A 19775-nucleotide genomic window follows, 5' to 3' on the forward strand; every position below is an offset into this window, starting at 1 on the left:
CCGATTGCCCGAATAGTAACTTTAAAGCTTGTTTTACAGGCGGAAATTTTCGCCTGCTCTTGACATGCTCGAATCGACACTGTTATATATAAAGCAAGGGCTGAATGCTCATTTGAGAGCCTTCAGCCCAATCATTATCATAGAAGATTACATTTACAGAGTTTTATTCACACACTCACCAGCTCCATTGCTTTTCGGCAAAGATAATCGATACATTCGTCCATCGTCTTTAGCAAATCAATTTCCTGAATATATCTGTCACTTAACTGGTATGCTTCACTTTCGTCCAGTCCGCCTAAAATGGCATAATGGATAGCGACTGCAATGGTGGCAACAGCCCAGTAGTGAATTTCTCTTAAAGGATTGTTGGACATATGACCGATAATGAGTCCTGACTTCTGATACAGCTCCAAAGACATCTTAACACCGTGAATATCCCCATTTCTAATAGCTGTAAACAATACGATTTCATATTGGAACGAGGTATGTGTTTTACCCGTTTCTCGCGCATCATAAATAAAATTCCTGGACGAATCTAAAAATTCATAATTGATTTTCGAAGCATTTTTATCCATTGCATTTCTCCATTCTGATTCTGTTTCTATTATATAATAAATTTGATATATAACAACATAAAAATAATATAGATAACGAGCAGGAGATGTTATGTTGAGACTATAGAAAAGCATCGGAGCGGAGGTGTTTTATGGGAAAAAGTCTTGAAGAAATGTGCAGGACTGTGACCGGACATGGAGCATGGCATATAGGAGAGATCCAGGTTGCAGATGGACCGCACGGAATCCGCGCACAGGAAGATGGTGCGAAGAATAATAACAGCTATGAGGCGACCTGTTTCCCGACAGCCAGCAGCATAGCCTGTTCCTGGAATGTAGATCTGATCGGAAAGATGGCACAGGGATTGGCACAGGAAGCAAAAGCACTGGATGTATCGGTTGTATTGGGACCGGGGATCAATATCAAACGATCTCCGCTTTGTGGTAGAAACTTCGAGTATTTTTCAGAAGATCCGTTTCTGGCAGGAGAGTTAGCATCAGCTTATATATATGCAATGCAAAAATGTGGGGTTGGTACTTCCCTGAAGCACTTTGCCGGGAACAGTCAGGAAACACACAGAATGACAAGCAATTCCATGATTGATGACAGAGCCCTGCATGAGATATATCTGAGTGCCTTTGAGAGAGCGGTGAAACAGGCAAAACCTGCAACTGTGATGGCAAGTTATAATTATCTGAATGGTGTTCCGGCTTGTGAAAATGCGCAGCTTTTAACTGATATCCTCAGAAAAAAGTGGAACTATGAAGGACTGGTAATGAGCGACTGGGGAGCCTGTGTTGATCTGCCTGCATGTATAGCAGCGGGAATGGACGTGGAAATGCCGGACAGTCTTGGAAATCATTATGAAGAAATTTTGCAGACAACAAAACAGGATGCAGCTTTTGTGAAGAAATTGCAAGGTGCAGTGGAAAGAATAGAGCGGCTGAATGCATGCTATAAGGGCAATGAAAGCAGCAATGCCAAGAAGAAAAGGATTCCCGAATGGATCAGGGAACAGAATCACAAACTGGCAGAGCAGATAGCGCAGGAGAGTGCAGTTCTTTTAAAAAATGATGGATTTCTCCCACTGACAGGGAAAAAAGAAGTTTTACTCATAGGGGATCTGGCAAGGCAGCCAAGGATACAAGGTGGAGGAAGCAGTCATATCCATACGGACAGAATCGATTCTTTTACAGAGCAATTTCAAAAATACGGTGTAACAGTAAGATATGCAAGAGGCTATGAAAATACGTCCTTCAAAAGAAACGTGAAGCTGGAAAAGCAGGCGATAGATGCGGTCAGAAAAGCGAAAAAACAGAACATTCCTGTTTTATTCTTTGGGGGCTTAACCGATATTGCCGAAGGAGAAGGATATGACCGGGAAAGCTTTCAACTGCCGGATAATCAGACCGCTTTACTGGAGCAGTTATTGGAGATAAACGAGCAGATAGGCTTTATTTCTTTCAGCGGATCGCCTTATGACATGGAACTGCCGTCAAGGTGTAAAGCGTTGCTGCATCTGTATCTGGGCGGTGAAGCGGTAGCTGCTGCCTGTGTCAGGATCATTTTGGGACTGACAAATCCATCCGGAAAGTTAGCAGAGAGTATACCATATAGTGAAAAAGATGCTCCGAGCTATGGTTATTTTGGCAGACAGGCAGAGCAGAAGAAGCATTTGGATGATGTTGCATACAGAGAGAGCATTTTTGTGGGATACCGCTACTATGACACGTTTGAGGTGCCTGTCCGATATTGTTTCGGATATGGATTAAGTTATACGCAGTTTTTATATTCTGATCTGCAGATCAGAAAAGAACCAAGTGGAAATGTACATATTTCATTTCAGTTGGAAAACACAGGAACTGCAGCGGGCAGTGAAGTATCGCAAGTATATGTGAAAAATCCGGACTCCGATGCATTTAGGGCGGCAAAGGAATTGAGAGGCTTTGTAAAGACTTTTCTGGATCCGGGCGAAAAGAAGACAGTTGAACTCATGCTGGAGGAGAGAGCATTTACTGTTTATCAGAACGGAGATTTCCAGACCATTGGTGGAATCTATGAGATTCAGGTAGGAGCATCGGTTCAGGATATCCGGGTGTCAGAACAAATAGAGATAGCAGGAGCGGATATGTCGTCTCCGCTGCGAAAGAGTAACGGAGTTCCTTTGTCAGAAGAAGCATTTGATATGATTTACAGCTATCCGCATACCCATTTTTCGGATCGAAGACCGGGAGAATTTACAACGAAAAACTCACTGGTGCAAATGCAGCCTTATTCGAAGCTGGCAAGAAAGTGGATCCGCATCGGAAAGATACTGGCAAAACTCATGTATTTTCCAAAGTCTGTGAAAGACCCGGAAGTCAGAATGATGCTGGAAGGAATTCTGGAAGGAAATATTGACAGTGTGTGTAATCAGAGCGGCGGTCTTGTGAAGAAGAAAACGATTATGAAAATTGTGGATTCAGCAAACAAGGGGGTATAGTATGAACGAAAAATTAGATGCAAGAACAAAGTGGAGTTATTGTATAGGAGCAACCGGGAGAGATGCGGCATATGCACTCGTGAGCATGTATCTGATCCTGTATGTGCAGTATACAATGAATCTGACAAGTGCACAGTTTGCGGTGATCAGCGTAGCAATGGTAGCCTGTATGGTGTGGGATGCAGTCAACGATCTGCTGATGGGAATTATAATAGAAAATACACATTTCAAAATGGGTAAATTTAAACCATGGATATTGATCGGGGGTATCAGCAATGCGATAGTGATCGTGTGTCTGTTTACGATCCGTCCAAGCGGCTGGGGATTTGTTGTATTTTACAGTCTCTTTTATCTGCTGTGGGGCATGACGTATACGATGAATGATATTGCTTATTGGGGCGTGCTGCCATCATTAAGCTCGGATCCGGGTACCAGAGATTCGCTTGTAACGATCATGAGTATTTTTGTATGCATAGGACAATTTTCCGTTGCCGGTGTTGTACCTGTTGTCATAGCAGGGAACGCTGTAAATGCATACAGAGTGGTTGCGCTCATTGTAGCACTGGCACTTGTCGGATTTCAAATGCTGACCGCATTCGGGATCAAAGAACGAAACAGAAAAGAACAGGCGGAAAAACTGTCATTAAAAGATATGTACCGGATCTTTGCAAGAAATGATCAGCTTGTTGCAGCGGGAATTGCATCTATATTTTTTAATATAACCTGTAACATTCTCGTTATCTTTGGGGTGAATTTCTTCTATATAGAATATGGCTATTCGGAAAGCGGCAATCTGGTATTTTATTTCACCGTCATGTATGGACTTGGCATGCTGATCTCACAGGCAAGCTATGCATGGCTGGCAAAACACTTTTCCAGAGAAAAAATTCTGACGGTCTGTTTTATTGTTCTGTTAGTGGGATATGCATGTTTTATGGGCTTTGGATATGTACTGCCGAAAAATGTGATTCTTCTGAATACGATAGGATTTATTATATTCTTCTTTCAGGGACTGATGAATCTGGCGATAGTTGTCATGATCAATAATACGATCGAATATGATGAAGCCAGATTTCATGAGCGACATGACTCCGTGATATCCGCAGTGCGTTCGTTCAGCGTGAAGCTTGCGGGCGGCATCAACCAGGGACTGTCAACACTGGTGCTGCTCATAAGCGGCATATATGCAAAGAGCCAGGCAATCAGTGCGTTGGAGATTGCAGTTAATAAGGGGACGCTTACAAGCGAAGGCGCTTTATTGGAAGCAAATCAATACATCGGAGAAATCACAACCTCACAGGCACTGGTATTCAGACTGGGCATGGTGCTGATACCGGTAATTGCCTTATTGATATCGTATATCATTCTGAGGAAGAAGTATCATATTGATGAAAAGGAGTATGCAAGGCTGATAGAGAGGAAATAGGAAGTATTATATTATAATATCTGGAATTTTCGTGCCAGTGAGGGCTGGGTGAAAATTTCAGATATTTTTTGATATGGATTTCGAAAAGTACATTTGCAGTTGCTTTTTTAAAAGAGTAGGAATATACTAAACATATCTAAATATCTGAATTTTTATATTCATATTTTGTCCATTCGGGCGAATTTTCACAAATAACATATTTATAAGGAAAATGCATATGATAAATAACATTAAGAAGAGAAGTGGTGCAAGAGGTAATTCAAGTGCTGTACTTCATTTTGGTATTCCCTTATCTAGCAGGCAAAAATTTATATTGAATTTACTAAGGGAATATGACAGTAGATGTTTAATAAGCAGAAAAAAGATTAAATTATCCGATTTATCTGCTTTGACAGCCGCTACAGGGGATGAATTTGCCATGTTTACAAAGGGCAAAACAAGACTTATAATTAGAGGAAATAAAACAAATGTAAATGTATCCAAGGCATATGCGAAATTATTGTGTATGCAGGGATATAGATGGAGTGGACATACACATCCCGGAATTGACGATATATGTCTGATGCCATCGGATGGAAATAAAGAAGTTCTTAATGAATTTAAACAAAATAATACTGCAATCTATAATTCTATTGGAAAATGGTATATCTTGGAGAAGGGGGAATTGCTATGAAAGTTACTGCTAATATAATAGATATTGAAAGTGCCAAAAAGTCTGCACGAGAATATTGTATTAACAACCAGTTGGATACAGATTTGTTAGCACAGCAACGTGTATTTGTCATCAATCAAAAAATAATTTTTGCACAGCCTTCCGCCAGTAAGCCGAGAGGATTAAAAAATGATTTGGAAACACAGCCAAGCCCCACACTGATAGTAGAAAAAATAGGAGATACATTTCAAGTTAGTGAGACAAGTAATACACAATCATATTTAAGAAAAATTGGATTAAAGTGAGATATTTAGAGTAAAATTATCACTGAACAAGTAAAATAAAGCCTCTTTTGTAAAAAATTATAATTTTTTACAAAAGAGGCTTTTTAGTACCAATTATAGGACTTAATGTGTGATAATATGATTTTAACCAAAAGACAGCAGGGAAAAGTCCCTGCTGTCGGAATTGACTGATGACAAACGAAAAATAAAGGATATAATAAAAATGCAAAGAAAATATTAGAAAGGTGTATCAATGAATGAAATAAAAGAAAAACAGCTATGTGCGCATATATCAAAGGACAAAAGAAAACAGAGTGTAAAAGAGCATTGTGACCACACAGCAGAGTATGCATATGAAAGAGTAGGGATTGAAGGTTTTGAACATACAATTAGGCTTGCGGCATGGCTTCATGACATGGGAAAGCTGACAGATGAATTTCAGGAATATCTAAAAAAACAAACAGAAAATACAGAGGAAACATCAAATAAAAGGGTAATTCATTCATTTACAGGAGCAATTTACATACTCGAAAAGCATCACACAGCAACCGCGTCCATTTATGAAAAAGTAGCCAGTGAGCTGATAGCATATGCAATAGGAGCTCACCATGGGTTATTTGATGCATTGAATCAGGAAAAAGAGAATGGACTGGATCATCGGCTGTTCTATTCGAAAGATGCTATTCATTATGAAGAGGCAATCAGCAGATATTTTCAAATGTGTCATTCCGAAAGGGAACTAGAGCAGGAATTTACGCAGGCAGTGCATGAAGTAGAATGCTTTTTGGATATTACAAGAAATATGTGTAGCAGGCATGCAAGAAATACTTTTAAACCTGAAATTTATAACCCCAGAGTGGAACAGCAATATTACTGGGGAATGTTGATCCGCATGATAACTTCTGTAGTGATGTATGGGGATAGAACAGACACTAGAGAGTTTATGTTGGGAGAAATACATAAATCCACTATAGTCAAAAAAGAATTTTGGACAGAACAGTTAAATTTTATGGAACGCAAATTGGGGAATATTCAGGATGATTCAGAAATTGCTAGTTATAGAAGGCAAATATCTGAATCATGTAAAGCTTTTGCCGATGGGGGTGATGGTATATATAAGCTTTCTGTTCCTACGGGAAGCGGTAAGACGCTAAGTACACTTCGATATGCATATACTTTAGCCGCTAAATTGGGTAAACGGAAGGTAATATTTGTTGTCCCGCTGCTAAGCGTCATCGAGCAAAATGCAAAAGTAATAAAAGATTACACAAAAAATGTGGAGGCAATTGGAGAGTATCATTCCGGGATAGTACAGGATAAAGATAAAAAAGAAGAAATAAGTGATGCACATATAATTAGTGATCATTGGAAAGAGCCGATTATTGTTACGACGATGTATCAGATATTAATGAATATGTTCACAGATAAAACAGCATATGTGACAAGATTCAGTGCATTAGCTGACAGTGTTTTGGTATTTGATGAGGCACAAAATCTTCCTATGAGAGATATTCATCTATTTAACATGGTAGTTAATTTCTTACAAAAGTTTTGCAAAACAACAATTGTTCTGTGCTCTGCAACACAGCCTTGTTTGGAAAATGTAATATATCCAATTGATTTTGAAAAAATGCCTGATATGGTGAGTTTAAATGCCCATCAAATAGAAGCCTTTAAAAGAGTGGCGGTACATAATCTGGTTACACCATGTGGAATGAAAAATTATGAAATTGTAAATTTTACATTTGACAGGCTGGAAAAGAAAAAGTCTGTACTCTTAATATGTAACACCAAGCAGCAGGCACATAATCTGTATGAGAGTTTAAAAGCACAAAAAGATGATGAGATTCAGCTTTTTCATTTATCGACAGCAATGTGTGCGCAGAACAGACAGGATGTATTGGAAAAAATACATAAATTACTGAAAGAAATACGTGAATGTTTAGCTTTAAAAAGAAAGATGATCTGCGTTGCTACACAGTTAGTGGAAGCAGGGATTGACTTTTCATTTGAAGTAGTCATCAGATCTTTGGCAGGTATGGATAGTATTGTGCAGGCATTTGGAAGATGCAACAGAAGCTTTGAATATGGGAAAACGGGGGAGGGATATATTATACGCATGCAGGAAGAAAATTTGACCATGCTTGGCGATATTAAAGAGTCACAGATCAGTACAGCCAGTTTATTGGAGGCGTTTCAAATTGCACCGGAGGATTTTGATCATGATCTCTTAGGGGAAAAGGCAATAAGATATTATTATATGAAGCTATTTAATGAGTATATGAACGGATCTGGTGGAAAAGGATCTTTTGATCACAGAGTTTTAAAAGAAGGGGGTGAGGAGGATACATTACTGAATTTGCTATCTGTAAATAATAAGGTAGTATGCAGTAAAAAAAGTTATTTTACGTGTCAGGCCTTTAAGACTGCGGGAAGGCAGTTCACCGTATTTGAAACAGATACGGTAGATGTGATAGCACCATATAAGAAAGGTAAAGATATTATCGTTTCTTTATGTTCGGCAGAAGCACAATATGACATTGGTTTTCGAAAAGAAAAAATAAAAGAGGCTTCCAGATATACGGTTCAGATATGGAAAAATCAGCTTATAGAAATGATAAAAGAGGGAGTGATCATACAGGTCACTATTGGAAAGGATGAAGTATTTTACTATATAAATCAAGACTTCTATCATCCTGATTGTGGTTTTTCAAAGAAATTTGATAGTTGTCATTAGAAAGGAGTGAGAAGATGCACGATAATTTTGTGGAATTTGAAGTGCTTGGCGATTATGGATTATTTTCTGATCCGGTAACACGAGTTGGAGGAGAAAAATTTACAAGTCAGATTCCGACATATGAAGCAATGAAAGGAGTACTACATAGCTGTTATTGGAAACCTACCATAATATGGATCATTGACAAAATCAGAGTTATGAATCCGATTCAGACTGAAACAAAAGGAATCAGACCGATCAAATATGATACGGGGAAAAATGACTTGTCGTATTATACGTATCTGAAAGAATGCAGATATCAAGTGAAAGCGCATTTTATCTGGAACGAAAACAGACCGGAACTGTCGCAGGACAGAAATGAAAATAAGCATCATAATATCGCAAAAAGAATGATTGAAAAAGGAGGAAGAAGGGATATTTTTCTGGGATGCCGAGAGTGTCAGGCATATGTAGTTCCATGTGAGTTTGGAAGTGGAAAAGGATTTTATGATGACATTCCGGAGATGTCATTTGGACTTATGTATCATGGAATGACATATCCTGATGAGGCATATTCTGAGGAAACAAAAGGTAAATTGACTGTGAATTTCTGGCATCCGGTAATGAAAAACGGAATTATAGAGTTTTGCAGACCAAGCGAATGTATCCATAAAACCCTACGTGAAATGCCAATGAAAAAATTTGGAGAAAATAATGTTGAAAATGTGGATGTCACATTTCAAAATCTGGCAGGAAAGGAGGAAAACTGATGTCATGGATGTCGAAATTATATGAAACATATGAAAACAATAAGGGAAAACAACTGGATTTACCAGTAATGGCACATATGCAGGCACGTGCCCAGATTGAAATTGTACTGGATATGTACGGAGCATTTAAAGCAGCAAATATAGTGCCCAAAAGTGAACCTAAGATACTGATCCCGGTCACAGAAGACTCTGCAGGACGCTCTAGCGGAGTTGCACCGCACCCATTGTATGACACCCTATCTTATTGTGCAGGAGACTATGAACAATATATAAAAGAAGGAAAACAAACAACAAAGAAAAAATATGAGGCGTATATAAAGCAGTTACAGAACTGGGATGAATCAGAATATCGGAATGAAAAGGAACATGCAATTTATCTCTATATAAAACAAAAACATATGCTGAATGATCTGATCAGTGCAGGGATTATCCAATTAGATGAAGAGGGCTTTCTGAGTGAAAATAAGATCGAAGGAGTCATTTATGAGAAAGCACTGGTGCGATTTATTATTTTGACAAATGATAGCACTTCCCAAAAAGCATGGGAAGACAAACAACTAATGGATTCATATACAAAATACTATCTTTCAGTGCGAACGGGGATACAGTCTATATGTCAAATTACAGGGGAAAAAACAATTATCACAGTGAACCACCCAAAGGGAATCGTGTCATCTGATTATGGAGCAAAGATCATATCTGCCAATGATACTGCAAATTTTACATTTCGAGGTCGTTTTGTAAGTGCTGATGAAGCATGCAGTATTGGTTATGAAGCATCACAAAAAATTCATAATGCCTTGAGATGGCTTGTAGCTACAGAGGGAGTAACAATCGGGAAAAAGGAAAAAAGGACTTTTATTTGTTGGAACCCAAAGGGGAAAAAGGTTCCACAGTTTGATGATTCGTTTGCGGAGTTATATCTGAGTGAAACAGATGCTGAAATAGAAGTATCTTATCGGAGAAAATTGTATCGTGCAATACAAGGGCAGGCGCAGGAATTACAGGATTTGGATGAAGTTGTTATTATGGGACTGGATGCAGCAACAACGGGAAGACTTTCCATAACTTACTATAATGAATTGCAGTATTCGGATTTCTTGAAAAGACTATTATCATGGAAAACATCTTGCTGTTGGTATTTTCAAAAATATTCGGCAGATACGGGAAAATATGAGCCTGTTGTAAAAACACCGGATGCCAAAGCAATTATAAGATATGCCTTTGGTACATTACAGGGGAGATTTGTTGAAGTAAATGATAAGGTTTTGAAACAACAGACAGACAGAATCTATCATTGTATTTTGGATGGAGCAAGGATACCAAGGGATATTGTCCGGGCTATTACCATAAAAGCATCAAACCCGCAGGCATATGATGATGGCATATATGAGAATTTATTATCAACAGCATGCGCTGTCATAAAAAAATTAAGAGAAGAGGAAGGAGAGTGGAAATTGATGGAAGAGACATGGAAAGATATCACAGAAAGGAGTTTTCTTTTTGGAAGATTACTGGCGATTGCAGATTATGCAGAAAAATTTGCGATGGATTTTAAAATGAACCGTTCGACAAATGCCACCAGATTGCAACCGGCTTTTGTGAATCGTCCATTTGCAACATGGAAGGTCGTAATGGATCAATTAAATCCATATCTTAGGAGAATGAATCCGGGAAAAAATGATTATATTAGCAAAATGATAGAGGATATTGTCCAGACTTTGTACAAGGAGGTGGATCCTTCTTATATGAACAAACCTTTAAATGAAAATTATTTATTAGGTTATTACCTGCAACGGAAAGATTTAAGAACGAAAAAAGAAGTGTCCAATGACAAAAAGGAGGAAGTATAATGAGTATTTTAAAAAATAAGATTGATTTTGAGGTAATTGTAGCAGTTGATCATGCTAATCCGAATGGGGATCCTTTAAATGGAAACCGTCCAAGAACTACATATGCGGGAAATGGTGAAATATCAGATGTCTGCATAAAAAGAAAAATACGAAATCGATTACAGGATATGGGAGAAAACATTTTTGTACAGTCAAATGATAGGTGTGATGACGGATATGATTCCTTAAAGAAAAGAGCTACATCTGTGATTTCAGATTATAAGTCAAGTGATGAATTTGCTGAAAAAGCATGTCAGCAGTGGATTGATGTAAGAAGCTTTGGACAAGTATTTGCATTTAAGGGAAAAGAAAAGGGAGAAGGCGTATCTGTAGGTGTAAGAGGACCGGTATCGATCCATCAGGCGTTGAGTGTGAATCCAATTGATATCAATAGTATGCAAATTACAAAAAGTGTTAGTGGAGAAGAATCCGGTGATAAAAAGGGGACAGACACCATGGGAACCAAACACATGGTAGAATATGGCGTTTATGTGATCAAGGGATCTATCAATGTTCAATTGGCGGAGAAAACAGGATTTACAGAAGAAGACGCAGAAAAAATAAAGGAGAGTTTAAGAACACTGTTTATTAACGATGCATCCGCTGCAAGACCTGATGGAAGTATGGAAGTGGTAAAAGTATACTGGTGGAAACATAACAATAAAATTGGACAGTATTCGACGGCTAAAGTCCATAGAAGTCTCAGTGTTTGTTTAAGAGAAGGAGTTGTGTATCCGCAATCAATAGATGATTATCAGATCGAGTTACATGAATTGGAAGGTCTTACACCGGAGATTATAGATGGAATATAAAGAAGATGAGTATCTGATGTTGTCCGGTATACAACATTTCGCTTTTTGTCAAAGACAGTGGGCATTAATACATATTGAGCAGCAATGGGCAGAAAATTATCAGACAACATCAGGTATGTTGATGCATGGAAGGGCACATGAGGACGGATTATATGAACTTAGAGGGGATCTGTTGACTGTTCATAACTTAAGAGTATCTTCAAGGAAACTAGGTGTTACTGGACAATGCGATATTGTTGAATTTCACCGGGTTATAAATGGTATTACATTACATAATTATGAGGGACAGTGGGATATTACACCGATAGAATATAAAAGAGGAACACTAAAGGAAGAAAATGAAGATGAAAAGCAGTTGTGCCTACAGGCAATATGTCTGGAAGAGAAATTTCAAACAAGGGTTCCGTTCGGCTATTTGTTTTATGGAGAAAACAGACGCCGATTTAAGGTGGAATTTACAGAAGAATTGAGAAATGATGTAATGAAAGATGTTAAGGAAATGCATCGATTATTGGATCGAGGATACACACCCAAGGTAAAAAAGACGAAAAAGTGCAGGGCTTGCTCCTTGAAAGATATTTGTATTCCAAATCTGAATACTAATAAAAATGTCGGTAAGTATATTGATCAGCACATAATGGAGACATAACATATGAGAAAGTTATTAAATACATTATTTATTTTATCAGAAGAGACCTATTTGTCTTTGGATGGTGAAAATATTGTAATATTAGCAGAGAACAGTGAAAAGAGACGTTTCCCATTACATATGTTAGAGAATATTATGTGTTTTTCCTATAAGGGTGCATCACCGGCATTAATGGGTGCCTGCGCAGAACGTAAAATTGGGTTAAGCTTTTTTTCACCCCATGGTAAATTTCTGGCAGGAGTACATGGCAAGGAATATGGAAATGTCTTGTTAAGAAAACAGCAGTACAGAATATCGGATGATAAGGAACAAGGATTACAGTACGCAAAAAATATGATGATTGGGAAGGTGTATAACAGTCGCTGGACATTAGAACGGACTGCCAGAGATCATAAAGAAAGAGTAGATTATGAATCTATCAGAAAAATATCAGCAGAGTTGCAAGAGGGCTTATTAAAAATTCGAACTGTAGATAATATAGACCAACTACGGGGAATAGAAGGAGAACTGGCATCTCGATATTTTTCGGTTTTTGATGAATTGATTCTGAATCAGAAAGATGATTTTATATTTCAGACAAGAAACAGAAGACCACCAATGGATCGTGTCAATGCACTTTTATCATTTGCTTACGCAGTAATGGAGAGGGAATGTGCAAATGCTTTAAGAAGTGTCGGGTTAGATCCGTTTGTGGGTTTCATGCATACAGATCGTCCCGGAAGAGAATCCATGGCATTAGATATGATGGAGGAATTTAGAAGCATTTTGTGTGATAGATTTGTGTTGACCTTAATCAATACGAAAACTGTGCGAAAAGACAGTTTTATGAAAGGCGATGATGGAGCTGTATTATTGAATGATAAGGGAAGAAAGATATTTTTCAACAACTGGCAGAATAGAAAGAGAGAGCTGATAACGCACCCGTTTTTGAAGGAAAAAATGGAATGGGGACTGGTTCCTTATATACAGGCTCTATTGTTGGCGAGAACAATTCGAGGTGATATAGAGGAATATCCACCATTTTTATGGAAGTAGGTGATAGAATGTTGGTCTTGGTTACATATGATGTATCAACGCAGGATAAAGCTGGAAGAACACGGCTTAGAAAAGTGGCAAAAGAATGTATCAATTATGGTCAAAGGGTACAAAATTCAGTTTTTGAATGCTGTTTAGATGCATCACAGGCTTTACTATTAAAGGACAAATTAGTTCACTTAATTAAAGAAGATGAGGATAGCTTACGTTTTTATTATTTGGGAAATAAGTATGATACCAAGATTGAGCATTTTGGTGCGAAATCAACTTATGAACCGGAGGGGATATTGATCATATGATTGGAGTGCGAAGGTAGAGCAATCATAAAATACCGGAGGGTTCGCACCAATTTTTTGATGATGGTAGTGTATTAAAATAGTTAACATTATGATAAAGAATCAAAATGTATGTAGAAATGCATAAAAAATTACTTTAGTCAAAATTGCTTTTGTGCAATTTTGCAGTCGCTCCCCTCGCGGGAGCGTGGATTGAAATATTTTGTGTCCTCCTTAATCAAAAAGAGCCCCGGGAGTCGCTCCCCTCGCGGGAGCGTGGATTGAAATCGCAATGCTTGGCGGCCACTTGCTCGTCTGCACGTCGCTCCCCTCGCGGGAGCGTGGATTGAAATGATCAGGAACATGATGCAGGCGATTGAGCAGGGCAGTCGCTCCCCTCGCGGGAGCGTGGATTGAAATTGTGCAGCTGAGCACAATGCGCGGTATACTGCAGGTCGCTCCCCTCGCGGGAGCGTGGATTGAAATCTGAATTTGGCTTTGAAGCGCAGCAGGAATACAGTCGCTCCCCTCGCGGGAGCGTGGATTGAAATTCTTTGATTTTGGTCACTATAGGTTCAAACACCGTCGCTCCCCTCGCGGGAGCGTGGATTGAAATAGAAAAGAAGGCTTTTGCAAGAAAAGGTCAGGCATGTCGCTCCCCTCGCGGGAGCGTGGATTGAAATAATCGAAAAATCATGAAGCTGCCCTAACCTGATGTCGCTCCCCTCGCGGGAGCGTGGATTGAAATGTTTCAACATCATATAAAGAAGCAAAGAATCTGAGTCGCTCCCCTCGCGGGAGCGTGGATTGAAATGCTTTATAAAGGCGGTAATTTTAAGACTAACAGCCGTCGCTCCCCTCGCGGGAGCGTGGATTGAAATTCACAAGGATATAATTGATAAGCTATCTAATATTGTCGCTCCCCTCGCGGGAGCGTGGATTGAAATTTCTCTGAGCGATTTAATGATATTTCCGGTTAAGTCGCTCCCCTCGCGGGAGTGTGGATTGAAATTGTGAAATCACGATACCGAAAATACGGTGAAGAACGTCGCTCCCCTCGCGGGAGTGTGGATTGAAATTGTTACAATCTCAACTATTGTCGCTCTTGCTGCTGTCGCTCCCCTCGCGGGAGTGTGGATTGAAATAAACGCAAAAGCAGCGCTCTCGACCTGGTAAGTTAAGTCGCTCCCCTCGCGGGAGTGTGGATTGAAATATTGTTTACATTATCCATGTCATTCTCCCAACCAGTCGCTCCCCTCGCGGGAGTGTGGATTGAAATTGCATCAGGAGCGTAACCAGTATAAGAAATATTAGTCGCTCCCCACGCGGGAGCGAGGATTGAAATAGAAATCTATTATCGTCTTTGTAAATATTATGCGTCGCTCCCCCCTCGCGGGAGCGTGGATTGAAATAAGGCTTTTGCGGTTGACAGATGTAATGTAAATGTCGCTCCCCACGCGGGAGCGTGGATTGAAATAGGTAAGCCACCTGTGTCCGGAACCACGATGTGACAGTCGCTCCCCACGCGGAAGCGTGGATTGAAATTTATGTACTCGATCAGATTCCGAACGGAGTAGATCGTCGCTCCCCACGCGGGAGTGTGGATTGAAATTGTGTTGCTGCATGAACTGACTCATGCCACAGGAGCGTCACTCCCCACGCGGGAGTGTGGGTTGAAATTGCCAGTGCCTTATTTAAATCAAGCGTACGGATGGTCGCTCCTCTCGCGGAAGCGTGGATTGAAATTGATTGTCGCCGGTCGTACGCTTCTGCCGGATGTGTCGCTCCCCATGCGGGAGTGTGGATTGAAATCATCTGTTTGATCTCACAAAGGCTGTTTGTAAATGTCGCTCCCCACGCGGGAGCGCGGATTGAAATAGCACTGCTATATACTTTGCGATCCACGCTGGTGTCGCTCCTCACGCGGGAGTGTGGATTGAAATTTTCACTGCCATATACACTACTGCTGCAGGATAGAGTCGCTCCCCACACGGGAGTGAGGATTGAAATAGTTCAGATGCTAATGGCGCGCAGTAAGCAGTTAGTCGCTCCCACATGCAAGAGTGTGGATTGAAATTGATTGTCGCCGGTCGTATGCTTCTGCCGGATGTGTCGCTCTCCATGAGGGAGTATGGATTGAAATAATAAGATGATTGTCAGCATGGCAAATGTTGAGGGCGATTCCACTCACAGAAGTGTAAAATAAAATTGAGGTAGCTTTTGACCTATATTATAGAAGACTTGGTCGCAATACCAATAGTGTGGTAATATATAAAAAATTATATTATTTTACAGGAGTTTCCATTGATACAAAGCGATTTTCTCACCCACCTCACCCAACTGAATATTACCCTCAGCCCACAGCAGCTTACGGCAGTACAGGCAGTAGAAGGTCCTGTACTGCTTTTGGCGGTTCCGGGAAGTGGAAAGACGACCGTGCTGGTGGCGCGTCTTGGATACATGGTAAAGTGCTGCTCGGTATACCCGGAGGAAATACTGACGCTGACCTATACAGTGGCAGCGACAAAGGACATGGCGGAGCGTTTCCGGTATCTTTTTGGCAGTGAGCTGGCTTCGCGGATGGAGTTTCGTACCATTAACGGAATTTGCTCAAAGGTAATCTATGAGTATGGCAGAAGGATCGGAAAGACGGCATTTGAACTGCTTACAGATGAAAAGCAGATTGCAGGGATGCTGTCACAGATCTATGTGCAGGAGGCAGGAGAATATCCGACAGAGAGTGATCTGCAGAGTGTTCGTTCCTACATTACCTATATCAAAAATAGCATGCTTTCAGAAAGTGAGATACGTGAATTCGAGAAGGCGTGCGAAGGAATTCCGATTGCGCGTATTTATCAAAGGTATTGCAGCAGGATGCGGGAAGAAAAGCTGATGGACTATGATGATCAGTTACTGCATGCTTATACGATCCTCAAAAAGGTGCCACAGGTACTTTCTGATTTTCAAAAGAAGTATCATTATATCTGTGTAGATGAGGCACAGGATACGTCTAAGATCCAGCATGAGATTATTAAACTGTTAGCTGGTGCTAACGACAACCTGTTTATGGTCGGGGATGAGGATCAGAGTATTTATGGGTTTCGGGCGGCTTACCCGCAGGCACTTCTGGAATTTGAGAAAGATCATAAGAATGCAAAAGTGCTTCTGATGGAGGAAAACTTCCGCTCAAATGCGAGGATTGTAGAGCGGGCAGATTATTTTATCAGAAAGAATACCCTGCGGCATAAAAAGGAAATGCATGCTACGAGAGAAGCACAGCAGGATGTGCATGTGATCGAGCTGCCTTCCAGAGGGGCACAGTATACCTATCTGGCAAAGGTGGCAAATGGCTGCAGTGAGCAGACAGCGGTTTTGTACCGGGATAACGAGAGTGTGATCCCACTTGTGGATCTGCTGGAATATGAACAGATCCCGTATCGCATCAAAAATGCGGAGCTGGGCTTTTTTACCCATCGGATCGTGCAGGATATCAGAAATATCATAAATTTTGCAATGAATCCGTATGACACGGAAAGTTTTATGCAGATTTATTATAAGCTGAGTATGTATCTGAAAAAGCTGGATGCCATGCAGGCGGTGCAGATCAGCATGGAAAGGGATATTCCGGTACTGGACGCTGCGATCGATCATTGTGGGCTGAAGGCAAGAACAGTTAGCAGCCTGAAATCAATTCGGACGCATTTGAATCATATGCGGACAGAGCAGGCGGGCAGAGCCATCGGGCGTATCGTACAGTATATGGGCTATCGGGAGTATCTGGAAAGAGCAGGCTTGAAGGAAAATAAAGTATTTATTCTGAAAAACATTGCAGCGCGGACAGATACCTTACAGGATTTTTTGAACAGACTTTCTTATTTACAGGATGTGATGCAGCATAAGGAGCCTGTATATGATTGTCCGTTTATCCTGTCGACGATCCATTCGAGCAAAGGACTCGAATACGACCGTGTGTATCTTCTGGATGTACTGGATGGTGTTTTTCCGGAGGAAGTACCGGCAAAACGTCTGGACGGCAAAGAACTGGAAGCCTATGAGGAAGAACGGCGGATTTTCTATGTGGGAGTTACCAGAGCAAGGGAGGAGCTTTATTTATTTGCAACCAAAAGGCCTTCCCTGTTCCGGGATCAGCTTCTGGGGCGCAGTGTAAAAGCGGTTAATACGGTATATAGTGCATATTCCAAAGCAATGATGCAGGAGCAGACACAGGGGAACATGGCAGAGGAAGCTGCCTATCAAACATTTGAAAAAGGACTGCAGCCGGGGGCAGAGGTGCATCATAAAAAGTTTGGCACGGGTAAAGTGATCTCGCAGGTCGGTAATAAGGTGTCGATCCGGTTTGCAGGAGAGCAGGCACCGAAGGTCTTTGATAGAACAGTATTATACAGAAGCCATCTGTTATCCCTGGAATGACAGGTTATCCTTGCCATGTCCCGCAGTTTGTGCTACACTAGCCACAGTTTCATAGATAAACAAATGGTGCCTGCGCGTCACAGGCTGTCTGATCAAAACGGATCCGGATAGCGGATGCAAGGGTTAAAAGGGAAACAGGTGTGATTCCTGTACGATCTCGTCACTGTGATAAAGGAGCATGGCTTTGCAATATGCCACTGGCTAAGCTGGGAAGGTAAAAGACATGTGATGATCTTTCAGCCAGGAAACCTGCCAGTTGTTTGGTACAGGGAAGTTCCCGGATCACGAGGCATTGGTCGTACTGCAAAGGCAGGCTGTTTGTTTTTACAGATGGCTTCTTTTGAGGGCTTGTAAGAATCCGGTTATACCGGATTTTTTCTTTTGTAACAGAAAAGGAAAACAAGCATGACGTATCGAAATCTTCCCGACCGCATCCATGAAATGCATACTATATTTTAAATCTTTTAAGGAGGACGTTATGAAAAAGAAAATCGTAACAGTTTTACTTGCCACAGTACTGACTATGGCAATGGTAACAGGTTGTGGTTCTAACGCAGCATCTGATACAGCAGATACAACAGAAGCCACAGACGTAACAGACAGCACAGAGGATGCTACTGATGCTACAGACGCGGAGACAACAGATGCAGAAGATGATCAGGCAAAGGCAGATGAAGTTGCAGCCCTGATCGATGCAATCTATGTACAGGAAAGAACAGATGAAACAGATGCACAGTGTAAAGCAGCGAAAGAAGCATGGGATGCACTGACAGATGCGCAGAAAGAGCTTGTAAGCGGTGAAAATGCAGATCCTGATTACTTCGGACGTGATACAGGAGATGCTTCCAAGGATGATCCGTTAAATGAGGATGGCATTGGTGCAAACGAACTGTTAGTAGTCAGCTTTGGTACATCATTTAATGACAGCCGTGTAAAGGATATCAAGAGTATTGAAGATGCATTAGCAGAAGCTAATCCTGACTGGTCAGTCAGAAGAGCATTTACAGCACAGATCATCATCAACCATATTCAGGCAAGAGATGATGAAGCAATCGACAATATGGATCAGGCACTGCAGCGTGCAGTTGATAACGGCGTTGTAAATCTGGTTGTACAGCCAACACATCTGATGCATGGTGCAGAGTATGATGAACTGGTAGAAGCAGTTGAAAAATATCAGGATCAGTTCGGTTCCGTTACAGTAGCTGAGCCGCTGCTCGGTGAAGTTGGAGCAGACGCTTCCGCTGTAAATGAGGACAAAAAGGCAGTTGCTGAGGCAATCACAGCAGAAGCAGTTCAGACTGCAGGTTTTGATTCATTAGATGCAGCAAAGGAAGATGGTACAGCATTTGTATTCATGGGACATGGTACTTCCCATACAGCAAAAGTAAGCTACAGCCAGATGGCTTCACAGATGGTAGAGCTTGGCTATGACAACGTATTCATCGGAACAGTAGAAGGTGAGCCTGAAGAAACTGCATGTGAAAACGTTATTGCAGCAGTAAAAGATGCAGGTTACAAGAAAGTTGTTCTTCGTCCGCTTATGGTTGTAGCAGGTGACCACGCCAATAATGATATGGCTGGTGATGACGATGATTCTTGGAAGAGTATGTTTACAGCAAGCGGTGCATTTGATTCTATCGACTGCCAGATCGCAGGTCTTGGCGAGATCGCTGATGTACAGAAGATTTATGTAAACCATACAGCAGATGCAATCGCAAATGCTGATCTTGCAGATACATCTGCAGCAGACGAAAAAAAAAACTGAGTGATGACCAGTCAGCAGCCTTAGCAGA

The 19775-nt window shown here is 40.8% G+C and carries 14 protein-coding genes, 1 CRISPR repeat array and 1 riboswitch; of the genes, 13 read left to right on the forward strand and 1 reads right to left on the reverse strand.

The features are described 5' to 3' along the window. Positions 1–167: 167 nt before the first annotated feature. Positions 168–575, reverse strand: coding sequence for a hypothetical protein (locus tag KQI22_RS08760; RefSeq protein WP_216551705.1), 408 nt, complete (start codon positions 573–575; stop codon positions 168–170). A 131-nt stretch (positions 576–706) separates the two neighbouring features. Here KQI22_RS08760 and KQI22_RS08765 point away from each other — a divergent pair, with 131 nt between their 5' ends. The 13 genes from KQI22_RS08765 (at position 707) to KQI22_RS08825 (ending at position 19747) form a co-directional block, all read left to right on the forward strand. After that, positions 707–3037 carry a beta-glucosidase gene (locus KQI22_RS08765; RefSeq protein WP_216551706.1) on the forward strand — a complete coding sequence of 777 codons (2331 nt, stop codon included), beginning with the start codon at positions 707–709 and terminating at the stop codon, positions 3035–3037. A gap of 1 nt (position 3038) precedes the next feature. Then, positions 3039–4463: a glycoside-pentoside-hexuronide (GPH):cation symporter gene (locus tag KQI22_RS08770; protein WP_216551707.1), complete on the forward strand. Its 1425-nt coding sequence runs from the start codon at positions 3039–3041 to the stop codon at positions 4461–4463. 217 nt (positions 4464–4680) lie between these two features. Beyond that, positions 4681–5136 carry a hypothetical protein gene (locus KQI22_RS08775; protein ID WP_216551708.1) on the forward strand — a complete coding sequence of 152 codons (456 nt, stop codon included), beginning with the start codon at positions 4681–4683 and terminating at the stop codon, positions 5134–5136. Beyond that, complete coding sequence (locus KQI22_RS08780; protein ID WP_216551709.1) at positions 5133–5420, forward strand: hypothetical protein; 288 nt, start codon at positions 5133–5135, stop codon at positions 5418–5420. The genes KQI22_RS08775 and KQI22_RS08780 overlap by 4 nt, the downstream gene beginning before the upstream one ends. A gap of 232 nt (positions 5421–5652) precedes the next feature. Next, positions 5653–8136: a CRISPR-associated helicase Cas3' gene (cas3, locus tag KQI22_RS08785; protein ID WP_216551710.1), complete on the forward strand. Its 2484-nt coding sequence runs from the start codon at positions 5653–5655 to the stop codon at positions 8134–8136. A gap of 14 nt (positions 8137–8150) precedes the next feature. Next, positions 8151–8885 (forward strand): type I-C CRISPR-associated protein Cas5c, encoded by a 735-nt coding sequence (gene cas5c / locus KQI22_RS08790; protein WP_216551711.1) that lies wholly within the window; start codon positions 8151–8153, stop codon positions 8883–8885. Continuing rightward, positions 8885–10738: a type I-C CRISPR-associated protein Cas8c/Csd1 gene (cas8c, locus tag KQI22_RS08795; RefSeq protein WP_216551712.1), complete on the forward strand. Its 1854-nt coding sequence runs from the start codon at positions 8885–8887 to the stop codon at positions 10736–10738. The genes cas5c and cas8c overlap by 1 nt, the downstream gene beginning before the upstream one ends. Continuing rightward, positions 10738–11589, forward strand: a complete 852-nt coding sequence (cas7c, locus tag KQI22_RS08800) for a type I-C CRISPR-associated protein Cas7/Csd2 (RefSeq protein WP_216551713.1) — start codon at positions 10738–10740, stop codon at positions 11587–11589. Before cas8c ends, cas7c begins: the two co-directional genes overlap by 1 nt. Further along, a complete protein-coding gene (cas4, locus tag KQI22_RS08805) occupies positions 11579–12238 on the forward strand; it encodes a CRISPR-associated protein Cas4 (RefSeq protein ID WP_216551714.1) in 660 nt (219 codons plus the stop codon). The genes cas7c and cas4 overlap by 11 nt, the downstream gene beginning before the upstream one ends. A 3-nt stretch (positions 12239–12241) precedes the next feature. Beyond that, the gene (gene cas1c, locus KQI22_RS08810) at positions 12242–13273 is read left to right on the forward strand and encodes a type I-C CRISPR-associated endonuclease Cas1c (RefSeq protein WP_216551715.1); all 1032 of its coding nucleotides are present in this window, start codon (positions 12242–12244) and stop codon (positions 13271–13273) included. Between the two features lie 8 nt (positions 13274–13281). Beyond that, entirely contained in the window at positions 13282–13572 is a 291-nt protein-coding gene (cas2, locus tag KQI22_RS08815; protein ID WP_216551774.1) for a CRISPR-associated endonuclease Cas2, read from the forward strand. Positions 13573–13736: 164 nt separating this feature from the next. Further along, a CRISPR array of direct repeats spans positions 13737–15228; the repeat unit is 32 nt; unit sequence GTCGCTCCCCTCGCGGGAGCGTGGATTGAAAT. 624 nt (positions 15229–15852) lie between these two features. Continuing rightward, positions 15853–17979 (forward strand): ATP-dependent helicase, encoded by a 2127-nt coding sequence (locus KQI22_RS08820; RefSeq protein ID WP_253293575.1) that lies wholly within the window; start codon positions 15853–15855, stop codon positions 17977–17979. A 95-nt stretch (positions 17980–18074) separates the two neighbouring features. Next, a riboswitch (cobalamin riboswitch) is annotated at positions 18075–18250 on the forward strand. A 207-nt stretch (positions 18251–18457) separates the two neighbouring features. Then, positions 18458–19747 (forward strand): sirohydrochlorin cobaltochelatase, encoded by a 1290-nt coding sequence (locus KQI22_RS08825; protein WP_216551716.1) that lies wholly within the window; start codon positions 18458–18460, stop codon positions 19745–19747. The last annotated feature ends 28 nt before the right edge of the window (positions 19748–19775 follow it).

The organism is Kineothrix sp. MSJ-39 (assembly GCF_018917935.1).
Lineage (GTDB): Bacteria > Bacillota > Clostridia > Lachnospirales > Lachnospiraceae > CAG-194.